Source organism: Niabella ginsenosidivorans (assembly GCF_001654455.1).
Classification (GTDB): Bacteria; Bacteroidota; Bacteroidia; order Chitinophagales; family Chitinophagaceae; genus Niabella; species Niabella ginsenosidivorans.
On record NZ_CP015772.1, the window covers coordinates 4,877,898 to 4,896,761 of the forward strand.

Below are 18,864 nucleotides of genomic sequence, written 5' to 3' on the forward strand. Positions count from 1 at the left end.
CTATACGCTTACTAATTACCGCAAAACTGATTTTTTTACTCTATTAAACAGATACAGTATATGCTCAAAGCTATTTGTATTTTTTTATTCCTTTTTATTACCGGTCTGCACGCTGCGGCGCAGCAAAAAATTTCTTTAAACAGTGACGGCCATCTTGCAGACTGGAAGCTGACGCCCCAATCAGCCATTGGCAGTGACAGTATGCAGCTGTTTAACGACTCCTATCCAACAGCCAATTGGGTAAAAGCGCTGGTGCCGGGAGCAGTATTTAGTTCTTATGTTGCCGCAGGTATTGAAAAGGATCCCAACCGGGGCGATAATATTTACCGGGTAGATAAAAAGAAGTACGATCGCAATTTCTGGTACAGGACCACTTTTACAGTGCCGCAAAAAACAAACGGCAGGCTGTGGCTGAACTTTGAAGGGATCAACCGGCGCGGAACCGTTTATTTGAATGGTACCTTACTGGGCCGGCTGAATGGCTTTATGCAGCGCGGTAAATATGATATAACCCGCCTTTACAGGCCGGGTAAGAAAAACATACTGGCCGTTCTGGTGGAGTGGCCGGGCCGGCCGGTGCCCAATTATGCCATGCCAGCTTATATGAGCAGTGATAGCTGGGACTGGATGCCCTCCGTTCCCGGGCTTTTACAGGGCATTACGGATGATGTGTATTTAACCACCTCAGGCGATGTGCTCATAGAAGATCCCTGGATACGTACAGATGTGTCCGAAGACAGGAAGGACGCTTACCTCCGCCTGCGCTTTGATCTGAAAAATAACAGCGAACAGCAGCAGGAAGGAATTGCTATTGCCACCATCCAACCGGGAAATATCACCGTATCCCAATCCGTCAAGATCGCTCCGGGAAAAAGCGCCCAGCTTGCATTTGATACGGCCTTTTATAAGGAACTGCATATACAGCAGCCGCTGTTGTGGTGGCCCAATGGCTATGGCGACCCGAATTTATACCACCTTACCCTTTCTTTTAAAACAGGGAAAGAGATTAACATATCCGATACCAGGACCCTGCAATTCGGTATTAAAAAATACACCTATGATACACTGGGCGGGGTTTTGCACATTAATATTAACGGTGAACGGATTTTTATAAAGGGCGGCAACTGGGGCATGAGTGAGTACCTGCTTCGCTGTCGTGGGGCAGAATACGATTTGAAAGTAAGGCTTCATAAAGAAATGAACTTTAACATGATCCGGAACTGGATCGGCAGCATTACGGATGAGGAGTTTTATGAGGCCTGCGATAAATGCGGCATTATGGTGTGGGATGATTTCTGGCTCAACAGTCACCCAAACCTGCCTAATGACGTCTTTAACTTTAATGAAAATACAGTGGAAAAAATCAAACGGCTCCGCAACCATCCCTGTATTGCACTATGGTGCGGAGATAACGAAAGCTATCCCTTGCCCCCCTTGGATAGCTGGCTGCGGGAAGATGTAAAAACCTTTGACGCCGGAGACCGGAAGTACCATTCCAACTCCCATAGCGATGGGCTTACCGGCAGCGGGCCCTGGGCCAATTTTAAACCCAGTTGGTACTTTACAAAATACCCCGGCGGCTTTGGCGGGGATGTGGGCTGGGGCCTGCGTACAGAAATAGGCACGGCCGTATTTACCACCTTTGAAAGCTTTAAAAAATTTATGCCCAAAGAAAACTGGTGGCCGCGCAATAAAATGTGGGACCTGCATTATTTTGGCCCACAGGCTGCCAATGCGGGTCCGGATCGCTATGAAAATGCCATCAACAATAATTATGGCGCGGCAACAGGCATTGAAGACTGGTGCAGGAAAGCGCAATTGCTGAATATAGAAACCAATAAGGCGTTGTTTGAAGGGTGGCAGCATCATATGTGGAACGATGCTTCCGGTGTAATGACCTGGATGAGCCAGTCTGCCTACCCCTCTTTTGTATGGCAGACCTATGATTATTATTACGACCTCAACGGGGCCTACTGGGGCGCTAAGAAAGCCTGCGAGCCGGTGCATATACAATGGAGCTATGCAGATAACAGCGTAAAAGTGAGCAACACCACGTTAAAAGCATTCAGTAATATGACTGCGGAAGCCATTGTTTATGATATTAACGGAAAACGGTTTGACCCTTATTGTATGGAAAGCAAAGTGAACGTTAAAGCCAATGCGGTTACCGACTGTTTCCGGCTGAATTTTAATACCAACAACCTGGCCTACCAGAAAAAAGCCTATGCATCTTCCACTACCAAAGATGCGGAGGAAGCCGGTGCCGTGGCCGATGGCAACAGCGGCAGCCGGTGGGCGAGCGATTATACAGATGATCAATGGATCTACCTGGATCTTGAACGGCCGACCAATTTTGATGAGGTAGTGCTAAACTGGGAAGACGCTTATGCAACGCAATACCGGCTGCAGGTATCGGATGATGCGGCCGGCTGGAAAGATGTTTACGCGCAAAACAACGGGAAAGGCGGCCGGGAGCTGGTAAAGATCGCCCCGGTAACAGCCCGCTACATCCGGATGAAGGGCCTGCAACGGGCTACCCAATGGGGTTATTCCTTATATGATTTTGAAGTATACAGCAACAGTAAAAAAAGCCGGGAGATCTCCACCACGCATTTTATCCGCTTACTGTTAAAAGACGAAAAGGGAAAGCTGGTATCTGATAATTTTTACTGGCGAAGCTCCAGATCTAACGACTATACGCAGCTCAATACACTCCCCCCTGCAGTAGTAAAAACAACGTCATCCATTAAAAATAGAGATGGAAGGTCTTTAATAATCGTAACAGTAAAAAATACAGGCAGGAGCATTGCCTTTGCTACCAAGGTACAGGCCTACCGCACCAGCGATGGTGAAAGGCTGCTGCCTGCAATTATGAACGATAATTATTTTACGCTGCTGCCGGGCGAATCCAGGGAGATCACGATTGAGTTTGAAACCCGCCTGCTGAACGGAGGAGGTTATAAAGTGGTTACGGAACCGTATAATCTGTAAGAAGGCGCTATGCAAAACCTATATGGCCTATTCTACACCAGGTAAGGACCTTATAGGTTTGCTGTGCAAAAAACCGGTGAGTTTTTTTATTTTCCAAAAATGGCAGCCGGGATTGGGAGGCATGCCACTCCGGGCAACAAATCAAAAGGTCAGGTCTACTCCACAATTATATAAAATACCGCAGGTCGTTCTTGTCCTCCACAAAAACGCAGGTGCTTAATGCCGCATCCATTTTTCAGGTGGTAAATAGGCCGCCGCTATGCGGCTTGTTATAACCGGCTGTTTATGCATCTACACATATTAAGTCCCGATGGGGCTATATGCAGGTAGCTTATACGTACAAGCTACATAGCCCAACCATCATATCACCGCTCCTAAAACAGGGGCATCCTCTCCCAGGCTTGCAATCCTGATGGGGACGCTTAAGTTTTCTTTTTGCAGCCGGGCTTCAAGATTTGTTAGAAAAAAACGGCTGGCCCGGGCTATATTGCCACCCAGCACAATCACTTCCGGGTCTTCTTCCTTAATAAATTCGGAAAGAAACCGGCCCAGGTTTTCAGCAAACTCATTAAAAATAACCGGTACGGAAGCATCCGTATCATACAGCGCTGCCAGGCTTTTAACCCCCGTGGTCTTTTTTCCTGTAAGCTGGTAAAACCGGTTTAAGAACCACCGGGTAGAAATATATTCTTCTGCAATACTATCCAGAAAGGGCCTGCACCACAGGTTGGCATCTTCTGCATACTCATTTTTAAACCGGGCGGTACCCAGGCCCGTACCCAATGTGATTCCTATTGCCCGCCGGCAATTATCATCCGGGTTGGAAAAAAGCTCTCCCTTTAAAAAACAACCGGCATCATTGGAAAAGCAGATCCGGCTTAACGGTACGGATAAATGATCCGACAATACCTGCTTAATATTGATGCCGTATAAGGACTCATATTTGTCGTTGCCCTTAATAAGGCTTACGCCATTTTCATAATCAAAGGGGCCCGGCATGGCAATGCCGATGCGGGTTACCGCAACAGGCGCCAGCGATAAAGACTTCCGGATGGCTTTCAGCCAGTCTTCCGTGATGGCATTTGCCGTACCTTTTGAATTTACCGATTCCCGGAAACGGGTATGCTCCAAAATCCGATGCCTGTTCAGGTTTACGATGGCGGTGGTAATATGCGATCCGCCTATATCCACTCCCAAACCAAATTTATCCTCCATAATTTTTATTACAAGTATAATTCCTGTTATTTGTTGAACGAACTATTTCATCGTTAATGACAGGTGTTATAGTATTCGTCACCCTGACCGTATTCCGCTGAAAGCGGAAGAAGCGGAAGAGTCTCCCGATTATTAAGCCCCACCTATTATTCAGAGATGCTTCGGCTGCGTTACACTTCGCTCAGCATGACGACTCTTTATTTATCTGTTATTTCAACAAACTTAATTTTCCCTTTTATGTTTGCCCTATCCCACAACATCCCCTTGTTTGTTGTTTTAAAGAACTTTACTCCTGTTTGTTCGCACTTTTACCCGGAAAATCCACTTGCTGTTACGCCCGTTTTATATTTCATTAACGTAAAATTGTTTCATTTCTTATTTATAATTTTTATTAGGGCCGCTGCCCATTACCAGTTCCAAACAGCCACCCCGCGTTATATCCCGGTAATCGATGTAGCATTTGTTATAAGGCTTTCCATTTAACAATGCTTTTTGTATATAGCTATTTTTGGCCGTATTGTTTTTAGCAATGATAGAAAAAGTATTGCCATTTTTCAAATGAATATCGGAGCGGGAAAACAGGAGACCTGTGATCTCATACCTTGTACTGCCAGGGCAAACCGGATGAATGCCCATGGATGCCAGCACATACCAGGCGCTCATCTGGCCCACATCTTCATTCCCTACCAACCCTTCCACCTTGTTATGGTACGCGCTATCGCAGATAATACGTGTCCATTTTTGGGTCAGCCAGGGCACCCCCAGGTGGTTGAATAAAAAGGGAACATGGTGCACCGGTTCATTAGCGTGGTTGTAGTAGCCGTTCCACATAAAGTTTTTGGGCGTCTTATTAAAAAACTCCTCAAGATCTGCTATTACCTTTTTCTTTCCGCCCATTAAGGCCACCATCCCCTCCACATCATGCGGAACAAACCAGCCCTGCTGGTAAGGATTGGTTTCAAAAGTACCGTACCAGTCTGTCAGCCGCCCGTCTTTTGGCCAGGGCTGCCAGGAACCGTCTTCATTACGGGGGCGGAACCAGTGATGTGCCGTGTCCCAGATATTCTTGTAATTCAGCGATCGCAATGCATATTTTTTGGCGTCGCTCCGCTTACCCAGGCTATCGGCCAGTTGTGCCAGGCACCAATCGTCAAAAGCATATTCCAGGGTTTTGGCAATACTGCCCGGGGCATAGCCCAGCCTGCCGTTGCCAAATTTTTCATTGGTGTTTACCGCGTACCGGTATGCTTTTTCAACATCATAATTCCGGATGCCTTTTGCATAAGCGTCCGCCAGTACCACCACAGCGGGGTTCCCCAGCATACAGCCGCTATAGGCATTCAGCAGCTCCCACCGTTCCAGGTAACTGCTGTCCGTTTCATCAGCAAGGGTCACCAGGGAATTGATCATATCGCTTACCAGGGAAGGGTTGATGATGGTTTGCAAAGGGAACTGGCTGCGGAAAACATCCCACCCGCTGAAGATGCTGCGTTTACGGAAGGTTGCCGCCTTGTGTATTTTTCCATCGCCACCGGTATAATTACCATCCACATCTGTTACAATACGCGGGTCGATCATGGTATGGTATAACGCCGTATAAAAAACAAATTTTTGTTCTTCGGTGGCACCTTCAATAGAAACCACGCTTAAGGCATCATTCCAAAGCTTTACCGCCTTCTGATGTGCGTTCTCAAAACTCCAGTCCTTTATTTCGGATTCAAGATTCTGCCTTGCGCCATCCATGCTTACAAAAGAGATACCGGCTTTCATCAGTACCTGTTCCTTTTCAGTTGTTTGAAATTCTGTATAAAAGCCCAGGTGTTTTCCTTCAACCTCACCCTCTACCCCCTTTCCAAAAGAGAAGGGTTTAACTGTTGCGTTAGCAATCCACTGCTGGTAATAATCGCTTTCGATGGCCTCCCGTTTGCGGCTGGCCGTATCGGGAATATTGGCACTCCATACGCCAAAATCCTTTAGCGGCTTGCTGAACTGCGCACAGAAGTATACGATATAATTGGCCTTGCCCTCGCCATTGCCCCAGCCGCCGCCTTCAGGCGTGCATTGCATCCAGCCGGCAATGGTACTGTCATTTACAATTTTTACAAACTGCCGGGTGGAAGTGCCGCCTACCCTTCTTGCCAGGTCTATTTGTATACGCGATTGCCGGTTGGCCGGAAACGTAAACCGCAGCATGCCGCTATGGGGCGCTGCCGTCATCTCTGCCAGGATCTGATGATCCGTTAGCTGAACTGCATAATAGCCTGCGGATGCTTTTTCACTTGTTTTATCATAACGCGATCGGTACCCGGTGCCGGGAGGATCGCTCATTTTTCCTGCTGCTGTTTTTAACGGGCCTGTTGATGGCATTACCAAAAAATTACCCAGGTCGCCATACCAGCCAATACCGCTCATTTGTGTAAAGGCAAACCCTTCAATACTGGTATGCTCGTAGCTGTAGCCGGACCCGTTATCTCCACCGGTAATGGTGTTGGGACTTACCTGCACCATTCCGTAAGGAGTTGTGGCTCCTGGAAAGGTTTTTCCCAAACCATGATAAATACCGGCTTTGCCGGCGCTGGTACTGGCACCAATAAAGGGGTTCACATACTCAGCGGGTTGCTGGGCGCTTACATTAAGCAGGTGCGAAAACAGGAACAGAAAGGTTAAATAGCTGTATTTTATAAATGGCATTACTGCAAATCAATATTGTTTAGCTGATTGTTCAAAATAATTATTTCCAGTTAAAGACCCGTACAAAGTAAGGCCGGTACCGGTCTGCACTGCCCGGGTTATTAAAGTTACTCCAGAAATCAACAGGATTGATGTTGTAGGAAATTACCAGCTCTCCCTGCTGGGATAACCCTGCATGTACCGATGCATTGTAAGTCAAAATATCTGTTCCGTTGTATTTATCCGGTATCCGGTAAAGCGTGCGCTTGTTGGTCCATGGCCCTACGGGCGATGTGCTTTCAAAAATATAAATATCCTGGCCGTAAACGATTTGCTGGGAAACGAGGTAGTATTTACCCCCGTCTTTAAAAACATTGGGCAGTGTTACATCCCTGGCAATAAAATGCCCGTCGGGTTGATCAGCCCAGCCACTCTCTGTAAGATATTCCCATTTTGCGGTAAGGTCATGACCGGGCGCCCTGGCAACATGCAGCATCGTTGTCAGCCATCCGTTCTCTGTTCCGTATATATAGGTATAGCCATCCTCCGCATCAAAAGTACCGGAATCATAGCCGGTATTCCTTGTGGTATCCACATCCCTTACAATTTTTTCAACAGCAAGATCCGGTAGGGAAAGAATGGCCACATCTGTTGAAAGATGTTCCAGCTGGCCCGTTTCAGGATTTTTATGCATATGCCCCATAGGCAGCTGTACTTTATTGTTATAGATATGGGCACTCCCCGGCCAGTACAGGTCATCCTCATCATTGGTATTGCCGGGGTATCTGATCCATGTCTGGGATTGGTTGCCCGTACCGGGGTTCAGCTGTATAAAGCTGCTCAGAGAGCGGTCTTTTTGCAATATGCCGGTATTCCGTACAAAGGCATTGTCGACCCTTGCCCGCTCCGGTGTTACCTCCCCGAAAAAGCTGTCCTGGAAGGTCCACAATAAACTGCCATCCGGTAATAGCGTGGAGTAACAGCCATCCGCACCGTTCCAGCCGGAATACCGGGTTAAATAACTGTTATAAAGGGTATCGCTGTACACCTTTACCTTCGCGTCCCATTTCCCTTCATTGGGTATTAAGACCAGCCCCGGAAAAGGCTCCTCTGAAAGCTGTATCCGCACGGTCCATTCTCTTTTGCTGCCATCCGCTGAAATGACGGTATAGGTCTTGGTTTTACTGGCAGAAAAATCGACCGCTTCCCCGGAAGCAGGAGAAATGGTGGCATTTTCAGAAACAGCAATCTGTGGTTTTACAGCCGTAAGATCCATCGTTGGCGGCAGGGTAACCGTTACCACTGAGCTATCTACGCTACGTGTGATCACTGTTTTGCCGATCTGCCCGTCAATATTGTAAAACAGGATGGCCCGTTCCGGGCTTTTATATCCTTTCAATACGTCTTTCTGGCAGGCGATTGCAAACAGACAAATAAGCATACCGGGTAAAATATTCTTCATTGACACCATTTTTCGCATAAACGTCTTTTTACCTGCCATTCAACCACAGCAGGGCCTTTTTCGCAGGCATTTTAGTTCCTTCTTTTAAAAGACACTTTAACAGGCTAAAACCTCTATTTTGCCCCCGATAATAGTTATTAAGGTGGACAATACTTTGTACACATATTTTCCTGAATTGATCAAAAAGGCTTCTTGATTTTCCTATTGAGTTTTTTGCGTAGTAAAATCATCCGGGTAACGACATATATTCTTGTCGTCACCCTGACCGGAGCGAAAGGGTCCCCGGGATTACAGAGATGCCTCGGCTACGCTCGGCATGACGAGAAAAAGATTGATTTTCAAAACTGCACATCTGGCATTAACAGCCTGACGAAGGGTGCGTTTACAATCGGATCATGGTTCGTCAGGCTCACCACGTCATCCCCGGAATTCAAATAAAAAATACCTCCTGATGAATGGCATAATAATCCTCCCGCCGGAATAGAGGTAAGCGCCTTATTATTGTACTTTATTATATAGAATGGTTTTTTTCATTATTAAGAAATGTATATGAATAAAATGCTCATCGCAGTTTGTTGCTACTGCTTCACAATTACACCTGTTCTTGCTCAAAAAAAACCTGCTCCTTTTGTAAACGGCGACCGGGTGGTATTTGCGGGTAACAGCATTACGGAGCACGGCTTTTATGAAGCCTATATCTGGCTGTACTACATTACCCATTTCCCGGAGAGAAAAATTACCGTCTACAACGGCGGCATCGGGGGGGACGTGGCAAGGCAGATCTATATACGGATGGACAGTGACCTGCTGGCAAAAAAACCAACAGTATTGTCGATCAGCTTTGGCATGAATGACAGCCGTTATTTTGAATACTGGATGCATAAGGACAAGGTCGACAGTGTACGCAAAGATGCGATTGACACTTCTTTTAAATGGTTTGAAAAGATCCGGGATAAAGCAAATGCCTACCCCAACATCAAAAAAATCATGATGACCTCTTCTCCTTATGATGAAACGGTAAAGAACGGCAAAGACCCGTTCCGGGGCAAATTTAAAACAATGGAAGGAATTGTTGCTTTTCAGAAAAAAGCAGCCATAAAAAACAACTGGGCGTATGTAGACCTGTTTTACCCCATGACCGAGCTGGATAAAAAAGGACAGCAAACAGATACAGCTTTTACATTAACAGGCCCGGACAGGATACACCCGGGCAATGCCGGGCATTTTGTAATGGCCTATTTATTTTTAAAAGCCCAGGGGCTGGCCGGTAAACCCGTAGCGGATGTAGTGATTGATGCAAGCCGCAAAAAAATAATCCGTGCAGAAAACGCCGCCGTTAGTTCAGTTAATAAAAATACACCGGGCATTTCATTTAACTATCTGGCAAAGTCGCTGCCCTTCCCAATAGATTCCGTTTCCAGGGTCTGGGAGAATCCTCAAAAACAGTATGATGCCTTAAAGTCCATACCGTTTATAAAAGAATTTAACGAAGAGCTGCTGGCTGTAAAGGGATTGGAAGCATCAAAAAATTATGTATTAAAAATTGACGGCATTACCATCAGCAACTTTACAGGTGCTGAGCTGAACAGTGGCATTAACCTGGCTTTGCTGGGCAATACACCTCAATATAAACAGGCAAAACAGGTAGCCGCCCTGCAATTAAAACGTAAAGAACTGGAAGATCAAATACGTGCGTATTATTGGGTAAACTATGACTATCTCTATGACAGGGGGTGGTTCCTGCAGGATTCCCCCGCCATTACGGATTCTGTGGTTGCAAAAGCAAAGACAGACTGGGCCATTGCCAGCAAAAAGGATAGCTACCTGGCTATGCGTGATAAAAGCGCGCGTGTTGCCACTATAAAAGAAATGAACGATATGGCCGACAAAATGTATGCACTGGCCCAACCGGTAACTCATACCATCACCATTGAAGCAGCACACTAAGAAAAAAGGATTTCATGAAGTTCCGATATACGCTCGCCCTCTTTTTGCTGCTGGCTTCCAGTGCGGCCCGGGCAGATATAAAATTGCCGGTCTTATTCCAGAACAATATGGTGCTGCAAAGAGACAAACCCTGTACTATATGGGGTACGGCAGATAAGGGCGAAGTGGTGACCCTTACATTCAATAATACCACTTACCGCACCACCGCAGTAAACGGGAAATGGAAGATTACCTTACCGGCACAGCCGGCCGGGGGGCCTTACAGGATCCTTATTAATGGGAAAAATACAATAGCCCTGGATAATGTGCTGTTTGGCGATGTATGGATCTGCAGCGGGCAAAGCAATATGCAGTTCAGCGTGCGGGAAGCAATACCCCAGCCGGACAGCTCTGCATGCAACAATCCCCATATCCGGTTATTTACGGCAGGAACCGGAATGGATTTTGTACCGCAGGATACTTTAAAAGGAGGTTCCTGGAAAACAGCCACAGCAAAAGAAGCAAAAAATTTTACGGCTGTTGGCTTTTTCTTTGGCAGCTACCTGCAACAGCATTTAAATGTTCCTATAGGTTTGATCAGTGATAACCTGGGCGCAACAGCCATTGAAGAATGGATGAGCAATGAAGCGATCCACCAATTCCCGCAGTTTGATGGTTTTTACAACCGGTATATTGCCCCCGATAAAAGTATGAAACAGATAACGGATGATTTTGAAAAGATCAAATCCTCCTGGAACAAAAATTATTATCTGAAAGACGACCCGGGTTTAATACAGCAATGGTTCCGGCCCGAAACAGCTACCAGCGACTGGAAGCCGATGAACCAGCCCTCGCATTGGGAAGATAACGAGCTGAAAGACTATGACGGATCTGTATGGTTCCGCAAAAGCTATGATTCTTTGCCCAGGGATCTGCTCGGGCAGGCCAACATCAGCCTGGGGCAGGTGGACGATTACAATATCTGCTGGGTAAACGGTGTGAAAGTTGGTGAAGGCTATGGCAATATGAATCTGTATACCTATAAGATCCCTGACAGTATCATTCAACCCAAAAATAATGTTGCAGTGGTACGTGTATTTGATGCCGGTGGCAAAGGCGGCATGTATAATATGTTCTGGAGCCCTTTCTGGGCGGGTGAATGGAAGTATAAAAAAGGCGTACAGATAGATGCTGCCAAATTTAAAAGACCGCTTTTTGCAAATGCCTATATTTTTGGCACCCCCACCATTTTATATAACGCGAACATTGCCCCTTTAACGCCCTTAAGTATTAAAGGATTCATCTGGTACCAGGGAGAGGCCAATACCGGGCGGGCGGAAGAATATAAACAACTGCTGCCGGCAATGATCAGGGACTGGCGCAAACAGTTTGACCAGGGTAATCTGCCTTTTTTAATTGTACAGCTACCCAATTTGGGAAAAGAGCCCGAACAGCCGGAGAGCAATGACTGGGCCGAACTGAGAGAAGCGCAAGCCGCTGCTTTATCCTTGCCCAACACGGGCATGGCAATAACCATTGACGTGGGTGAAGCAACTAATTTACATCCGCATAATAAGCTGGCGGTTGGTAACCGGCTGGGCATGACGGCCCTAAGCCTTGTATATGGAGCAGATAGCATTGCTGTAAGTCCGCAATACAAAAGCATGCAGGTCGTCGGAGACAGCATACTGGTTACTTTTGACCAGAATATCCGGACCAAGGACAAATACGGTTATATCCGCGGGTTTGCCATTTGTGGCAGCGACCATGTTTTTCACTGGGCAAAGGCTGCGGTTAAAAACAATAATACGGTGATCGTTTACAGTTCCGCCGTATCATCTCCCGTTGCAGTAAGATATTTATGGAGCGGAGAGCCTGGTGTAATTGACCTATATAACAGGAATAACTTACCGGTTGCCCCTTTCCGTACGGATACTTTACCACTGACCACTGCCGGGAAAAAATTCTCTTATGCGGAATAAAAGAAGGGCGAGTGATTAGTAATCAGTTGTCAGTATAGTTTATTTTAAAAAAATCAAACGCCGCGGGCGCAGTGCCCTGTTGTATCAACCCGGGCCTTGGGCTGCGGTCCCATTGAGATAAAAAGTCGGCATTAAAATAGGGTTCACCAGTAGTAAGCTCCTTCCATGCTCCGTCAGCAGTGCCCCGGAAAAACTGCAACTGATGCCCTTTCCTGACAGTAATCTTCAAATACACGAACGCTGCTTTTACCGGTATTTCACTCAATACTTTCTTTACGCTATCTTTTACAGACCACACCTGCACCAAATCATTTTGAACGCCTATACCGACAGCCTGGTTGGCATCACCATAAACCACCAGCCCTTTCAGGGATGCATTGTGGTTCTTTACGACTGTAGTGATTTCATAATTGGCGGAGTAAGGCCGGATGGTCAATGCGGTTCCGGTCTTATTATTCGCGGTGGTCTTGCCGGATAAATACAGTACCCCATTCTCTGTCTTTATATCCGGCGTTGCATGACGGAAATCCCATTGCCAGGCATCACTTAATTTATTGGATAAAAACTCATCTGCAAAACCTGCCGGCTTTTCACCGCTGACCGGTTGTAACAACGGCCAGCCTATATATTCGTTCCAGCTCAGGCTTGCCAGCATTCCCTGTCGCCCGGTGTACACATCATCTTTCTTACTATAGGCATGGTATAAATAAAAATCTTTTCCTTTTGCCGTGGTAACGATGGTTCCATGACCGGTACATTTCCAGGTATCATATCCGGTAAGCACGGGGTTTTTATCATATTTTACATAGGGCCCTTTCAGTGATGCAGAGCGGGCAACATTTACATGATAGCTGCAACTGCGCCCGCAACAGCCACCGGCAGAATAAAATAAATAGTAATAGTTATTCCGCTTAACAATGCACTGTCCTTCCATTCCCATGCGCTCTTCATCGCGCAGCAACATAAACGGTTCGCCAACCGTTTTCAATCCATCGGCTGTAAGCTGGTAGCCCAGTAGTTCAATGGGGCGTTTATCCAGGCCATATGCCTTAAATGTGATGTATAACATCCCTTCGCTTTCAATAACAAAGGCATCAATCGCCTCTTTACCAAATGCTACTATGATGCCATGATCCGTAAAGCCCTTTTCAGGATCCTTTGATGTGGCTACACCAATGCAGGAAATGCCATCTGATTTCCGGCGGGCTGTATAATAAACATAATAGGTACCGTTATGATAAAATAATTCAGGTGCCCAGAAAGAAGCCGACGCCCAAACCGGCGTTTGAGGGAATACATACCCCAATTGCTTCCAGTGAATCAGGTCTTTTGAAGTAAAAAGCGGGTAATGCGGTGCCCACTCGGAGGAGGTGGCCGCAGCATAATAGGTATCTCCCACACGGATAACCGAAGGATCCGCAAAATCACCGGGGATCACAGGTTGAGTCAGTGTAGTATCCGTAAACTCAGTCCTGGCATTGTCAAAAGTGTTTATGACAGCTGCTGAAGCGGGTACGAACAAACCGGTAAGCACCTGGCTGACCAGGCTGATAAGCAATAACATTCTATTCATATGCTGATTCTTTGGGAATTTTTCGTTTTTGACTATTTATCAGGCAGACAAATATCGTATAAAACACAATACACAGGGAAGGGATCAACAAAACCAACAGATCAACTTGAGGTCGCAAATTGCGACTTCAAGTTGTCAAACTCTTTGTATGAACAGCTCCTGCTGATTTTCGCAGATTGCTTTCACTGATCTACGACAAAGCTCCCAGTCTCAACCGAAACATCTCTTACAAATCTGGGAGACCCTTCGGCTCCTTCCACCTTTAGCGGAATCCGCTCAGGGTGACGCGTCTAACATGGTTCCCTCCCTGGCGAGCAGGCATCAGGCTGTTATTGACAGGTATCTTATTGTTTTGAAAGCCAACAATATACAAGATCGTCATCTCGACCGAGTTCGAAGAACGAGCGGAGAGATCTCTGTAACAGATGAGATCCCTCTGCGCACCCGCTGAAAGCGGGTTTGGTCGGGATGACGATTAAAAAAAACTTGTCATCCGAATGAACATAATGCCCTTTATTTGTGCCTCACCATGACAAGCTCTCTATGCAGATAATTTTCTTCTGAGTAGATCAGCGTTTTCTGCGGTAATACTAACGATCTGCAGGCTTAAACAGCCCATCATCGCTGCTTTGTGGTTATTCATCCTTTCTCATCACCGTATTGTTTAAAACCGATCTTATTCCTGGGCGTTGGCGTGCTTTGTTTTTCTATAAGCTCTTTCAGCACCACGAAAATATTTTCAATATCCTGCGTATTGCCTTTTACTTCTTTTTCCAGCTGTGCAAGCTGCATCAATATTTCTTTATGAGTAAGCGTGTATTCTCTAAGTTTGGTAAATACCCTGATAATACGAATATTCACTTCAATAGCAGTTTTACTGTTTAGTATGCCTGACAACATGGCTACACCCTGTTCCGTAAATGCCATTGGCAGGTACCTGGTACCACCCCATCCTGCCAGGTTTGCCGGCAAACTTGAGGTGCCAATTTGGTACCTCAGGTTTTCAAACTCTTTTTTTGTAAGCTCAAACATAAAATCTTTTGGGAAGCGTTCTATATTTCGTTTCACCTGCCTTTTTAATTGCTTCGTTTCCACCCCATACATTTCAGCCAGGTCTTTATCCAGCATAATCTTTTGACCACGAATGACGTAAATGCGGTTGAGTATTTTTTGTTCTGCTACGAGAATTTGCAGCTCCTTTTTTGCCATAAAGCGGTGTTTTATCGGTTAACTAATAATAATTGCCAGGACTTTTCATCCCTTTTTATCACCGTATTGCCGAAAGCCAATCTTATTCCTGGGTGTTGGCATACTTTGTTTTTCTATCAGCTCTTTTAATACCACAAAAATAGCTTCAATGTCCCGCGTATTGCCTTTTACTTCTTTTTCTAATTGGGCAAGCTGCCGCAATATGTCTTTATGCGTAAGTGCATAATCCCGGAGTTTGGTGAAAACACGAATGATACGAATGTTTACTTCTATAGCTATTTCGCTGTTCAACACGCTGGATAACATGGCAATCCCCTGTTCGGTAAAAGCATTAGGCAGATAGCGAATACCACCCCAACTTGAGGTCGCAAATTGCGACCTCAAGTTGCCGAACTCCTTTTGTGTAAGCGTAAACATGAAGTCTTTGGGGAATCGTTTACCATTGCGTTTTACCTGCTCATTCAGGCGCTTTGTTTCCACGCCATACATCTCTGCCAGATCTTTATCCAGCATTACTTTCTGGTCACGAATAACGTAAATACGGTTGAGGATCTTTTGATCTGCTACCAGAATTTGCAGTTCCTTTTTTGCCATGAGGTAGTGTTTTAAACATTGGCTAACAGATAATCATCAGGTGTCTTTCATCAGCTTCTCTGCTTTATCATCCTTCCTATAAAGATAAACAAAATATCTGTTTACAGAACTGCAATCCGGTACTTTTCTGTTCCGGAAGTATTGCAAAACAAGGTGTTTTATTCCCGCTTAATGATTTAAGGAAACAGAAAAAGGAACCGCGTCCGGCCCCGTGCCTCTTTCTTTATTGGGCACAGCGCTCATTTCCAGTTCCAGCACACCACCGTTCGTAATATCTGCATACGTGATCCAGTTACGATCATATATTTTGCCATTCAGTTTGGCTGATTGTATATATACATTTTTTTCACTGTTGTTCTTTGCCAGCACCGTAAACTGTTTGCCGTTTTCAAGCGTAATTGTTATCCTATTGAACATCGGGCTGCCGATCACATACTGATCCGTGCCCGGGCAAACAGCGTACAGGCCAAGCGCGCTTAACACGTACCACGATGAAGTTTCCCCCTGGTCTTCATCGCCCGGAAATCCGTCAGGCGTGGCGTTATAGATCTTCCGCATGATCTCCCGCAGTTGCTTTTGCGCTTTCCAGGGCTGGCCGGAATAGTTATACAGGTATGCCGCGTGTTGTACCGGCTCATTACCATGCGCATACTGGCCTATATCCTGCAAAACCATTTCCTTCATTTCATGGATTTCATGACCATAGGAACCATATTTTACCGTGTTGGGTGCGGTAAACAGGCTATCCAGCTTTGCATTAAACCGCTCCTTGCCACCCATTAATTGCATCAACCCGTTGATGTCATGAAAAACGGACCAGCTCCATTGCCAGGGATTGCCTTCCGTAAACGGGTCGCCCCATTCCACAGGATCAAAATCTTTGGGCACCCAGTTTCCGTTTTTATCCCGGCCCCGCACAAACCCAACGGTTGTATCAAACACGTTTTTATAATTGAACATTTGCCGCGCAAATATATTTTCATAAAACCGGTTACCCGTAGCTTTGGCAAGCTGGTATCCACAAAAATCATCATACGCATATTCCAGGGATTTTGCCCCGCTTTCCGATACTTCTTTATAGGGAATGTATCCCAGACTGAACCAATACTCATGCCCTTCTCTTCCGCTGGAACCGCCCCAGGGGCCTTTATTAGTAGCTTCATGAAAATAGGCCTGAAGTACTTTCTCGGGATCAAAGGTCCGGATGCCCTTCATCCAGGCATCTGTTAATAAGGATATGGCATGATTGCCGATCATTACTCCTGACATGCCCGGGTTGGACCAGGTGGGGAAAAAACCGTATTGCTCCTGTGCATCCAGCAGGGATTGCATATACCGGCCCTGCATGGTCGGGTGTAAAATATTGCTTAAAGGAAATTGCGCCCGGAAAGTGTCCCAGAACCCGTTGTCGGTATACATATAGCCATCATGCACTTTTGCATCATACGGGCTGAAATAATACGGCGACCCGTCCTCCTTCAGATCGTAAAATTTGTGGCTGAACAAATTAGCCCGGAACAAACAGGAATAAAAGGTAGCTTTATCATCTTCTGTCCCCCCTTCTACCTTCATCCGGCCCAGTAAGGTATTCCATGTTTTATCTGCCGCCTGCCGCGCCTCTTCAAATTTGCGGAAACCTCCCAGCTCCTGTTTCAGATTCAATGCAGCCTGTTCCGGGCTGATGTATGAAGAGCTTACCCTTACCTGCACCACCGTACCTGGTTTAAACCGGATAAAAGCCCCCTGCTTTTCTCCGGAGGCCGAACTGTTTTTGGGAGTTATTGTTTTCCCCTCATTACTCCAGGTACCATAACCGGCAAAAGGCTGATCAAATTCGATCACAAAATAGTTCTTAAATTCCTTGGGAATAAAGGTGCCGTTGGTTACATAGCCGATCAGCTTTTTCTGTTCCGGTACAATGGTCACCGATGAAAATTTGGTATATCCGTCAAACACCAGAAACGCATCGCCTTCTTTTGGGAAGGAAAAGCGCATATAAGCCGCCCTCTCAGTAGGCGTAATTTCAGAAACGATCCCGTTATCAAACCGGACCTTATAGTAGGACGGTTTGGCAATTTCATTTGCATGCCGGAAAGGTATGGCCCGTTCTTCCTCATTTACTTTCAGGCTTCCCCAAACCGGCATCAGGGAAAAAACCCCATAATCACCCATCCAGGGGCTGCACTGGTGCACCTGCTGAAAGCCTCTTATGGTAGTGGCTTTATAAGTATATTTCCATCCATCGCCATTTTTACCGGTCTGTGGCGACCAGGAGTGGACCGGGAATGGCAGCGCTATCGTTGGGTACACATTTCCATAAGACAGGTCCCAACCGGAGTTGGTTCCCTGCAGGGTGCTCACATAATCTACCAGTTGTTTTTTTTGCGCGTGCGTAGTTATACAAAAAAGTAAAAAACAAACCGCTTTGATAAAACTCTTTTTATAAAATAAGAACATAATCAGTTAATTGAAAAATCAGCAACCAGTAAATTCGATTTTAAAAGCCGCAGTGCCTTGCTGATGTGCTTTTCCACTGTGCTGACTGATATTCCCATATAGCCGGAAATGTCCTTATAAGACAGCTCTTCACTACGGCTCAGCAGGAAGGCGGTTTTGCACTTATCGGGCAACGCGTTTATAGAAAGCTGAATGTTCGTATTCAGGTCTTTTACCTCACAATCAAAATGACTGTTTTCCGGGGAAATTAACTGCCCCTGGAAAAAAAGATGCCGCCGGTAGGCATTCCGTACCCCGGAAGAACGGAACTCGTTCAATATTTTGAACTTTATGGCTTTGAGAAGGTAATATTTCAGGGAGATCTTAATATCAATTTGTTCTCTCCGGCAGTACAGGTTCAGGAAAATCTCCTGTACAATATCCTCCGCCACCTGGGTGGATTCCAGCATTTTTTCAGCCAGTGACTTCAGCAGGCCCCGGTAGCGTTTATAGATCTCGTCAAAGGCCCTATTATCCTCTTTTTTCAAAAGCAAAAAAAGCTCCTCGTCAGACAATGTTTTGTAATAGCTGCCCATTTTAATCATAGCAATCGATTTATATTACGGAACAATCGTTTTTCTGTGAAAAATACCGATTGCAATATTGAAAATAGATTGAAACAAATCGGCCTGTTTTTGTTTCAAATATCTCCTTTTTTGTCTCATTCTTCTTTCTCCTCTATAACAACAGCGCCACCATTTGCATGAATTCAATTACTTTGTTGTATCATTTATACGGGATACGTC

The 18,864-nt window shown here is 45.8% G+C and carries 11 protein-coding genes; 3 read left to right on the plus strand and 8 right to left on the minus strand.

The window, feature by feature from the left end:
- The first annotated feature begins 60 nt into the window (after positions 1-60).
- Entirely contained in the window at positions 61-2,991 is a 2,931-nt protein-coding gene (locus A8C56_RS20615; protein WP_067760289.1) for a discoidin domain-containing protein, read from the plus strand.
- A gap of 360 nt (positions 2,992-3,351) precedes the next feature.
- Here the strand turns inward: A8C56_RS20615 and A8C56_RS20625 are convergent, their stop codons facing one another.
- The 3 genes from A8C56_RS20625 to A8C56_RS20635 form a co-directional block, all read right to left on the minus strand.
- Positions 3,352-4,206: an ROK family protein gene (locus tag A8C56_RS20625; RefSeq protein WP_067760293.1), complete on the minus strand. Its 855-nt coding sequence runs from the start codon at positions 4,204-4,206 to the stop codon at positions 3,352-3,354.
- A gap of 375 nt (positions 4,207-4,581) precedes the next feature.
- Positions 4,582-6,897, minus strand: a complete 2,316-nt coding sequence (locus A8C56_RS20630; protein ID WP_067760296.1) for a GH92 family glycosyl hydrolase — start codon at positions 6,895-6,897, stop codon at positions 4,582-4,584.
- Positions 6,898-6,937: 40 nt separating this feature from the next.
- Complete coding sequence (locus tag A8C56_RS20635) at positions 6,938-8,338, minus strand: DUF5005 domain-containing protein (RefSeq protein WP_067760298.1); 1,401 nt, start codon at positions 8,336-8,338, stop codon at positions 6,938-6,940.
- Positions 8,339-8,887: 549 nt separating this feature from the next.
- Between A8C56_RS20635 and A8C56_RS20640 the strand changes: the two genes are divergently transcribed.
- Entirely contained in the window at positions 8,888-10,285 is a 1,398-nt protein-coding gene (locus tag A8C56_RS20640) for an SGNH/GDSL hydrolase family protein (protein WP_169818810.1), read from the plus strand.
- Between the two features lie 14 nt (positions 10,286-10,299).
- Positions 10,300-12,246, plus strand: coding sequence for a sialate O-acetylesterase (locus A8C56_RS20645; RefSeq protein WP_067760302.1), 1,947 nt, complete (start codon positions 10,300-10,302; stop codon positions 12,244-12,246).
- Between the two features lie 22 nt (positions 12,247-12,268).
- Here A8C56_RS20645 and A8C56_RS20650 read toward each other — a convergent pair whose 3' ends face one another.
- The 5 genes from A8C56_RS20650 to A8C56_RS20670 form a co-directional block, all read right to left on the minus strand.
- Entirely contained in the window at positions 12,269-13,819 is a 1,551-nt protein-coding gene (locus tag A8C56_RS20650) for a family 43 glycosylhydrolase (RefSeq protein WP_218917213.1), read from the minus strand.
- Positions 13,820-14,458: 639 nt separating this feature from the next.
- Positions 14,459-15,028, minus strand: a complete 570-nt coding sequence (locus A8C56_RS20655) for an ORF6N domain-containing protein (RefSeq protein WP_067760304.1) — start codon at positions 15,026-15,028, stop codon at positions 14,459-14,461.
- Positions 15,029-15,073: 45 nt separating this feature from the next.
- Positions 15,074-15,622, minus strand: a complete 549-nt coding sequence (locus A8C56_RS20660) for an ORF6N domain-containing protein (RefSeq protein WP_067760306.1) — start codon at positions 15,620-15,622, stop codon at positions 15,074-15,076.
- A 168-nt stretch (positions 15,623-15,790) separates the two neighbouring features.
- Positions 15,791-18,079, minus strand: coding sequence for a GH92 family glycosyl hydrolase (locus A8C56_RS20665; RefSeq protein ID WP_157098043.1), 2,289 nt, complete (start codon positions 18,077-18,079; stop codon positions 15,791-15,793).
- 2 nt (positions 18,080-18,081) lie between these two features.
- On the minus strand, positions 18,082-18,663 hold the full coding sequence (locus A8C56_RS20670; RefSeq protein ID WP_067760311.1) for an RNA polymerase sigma-70 factor: 582 nt from the start codon (positions 18,661-18,663) through the stop codon (positions 18,082-18,084).
- Positions 18,664-18,864 lie beyond the last annotated feature (201 nt).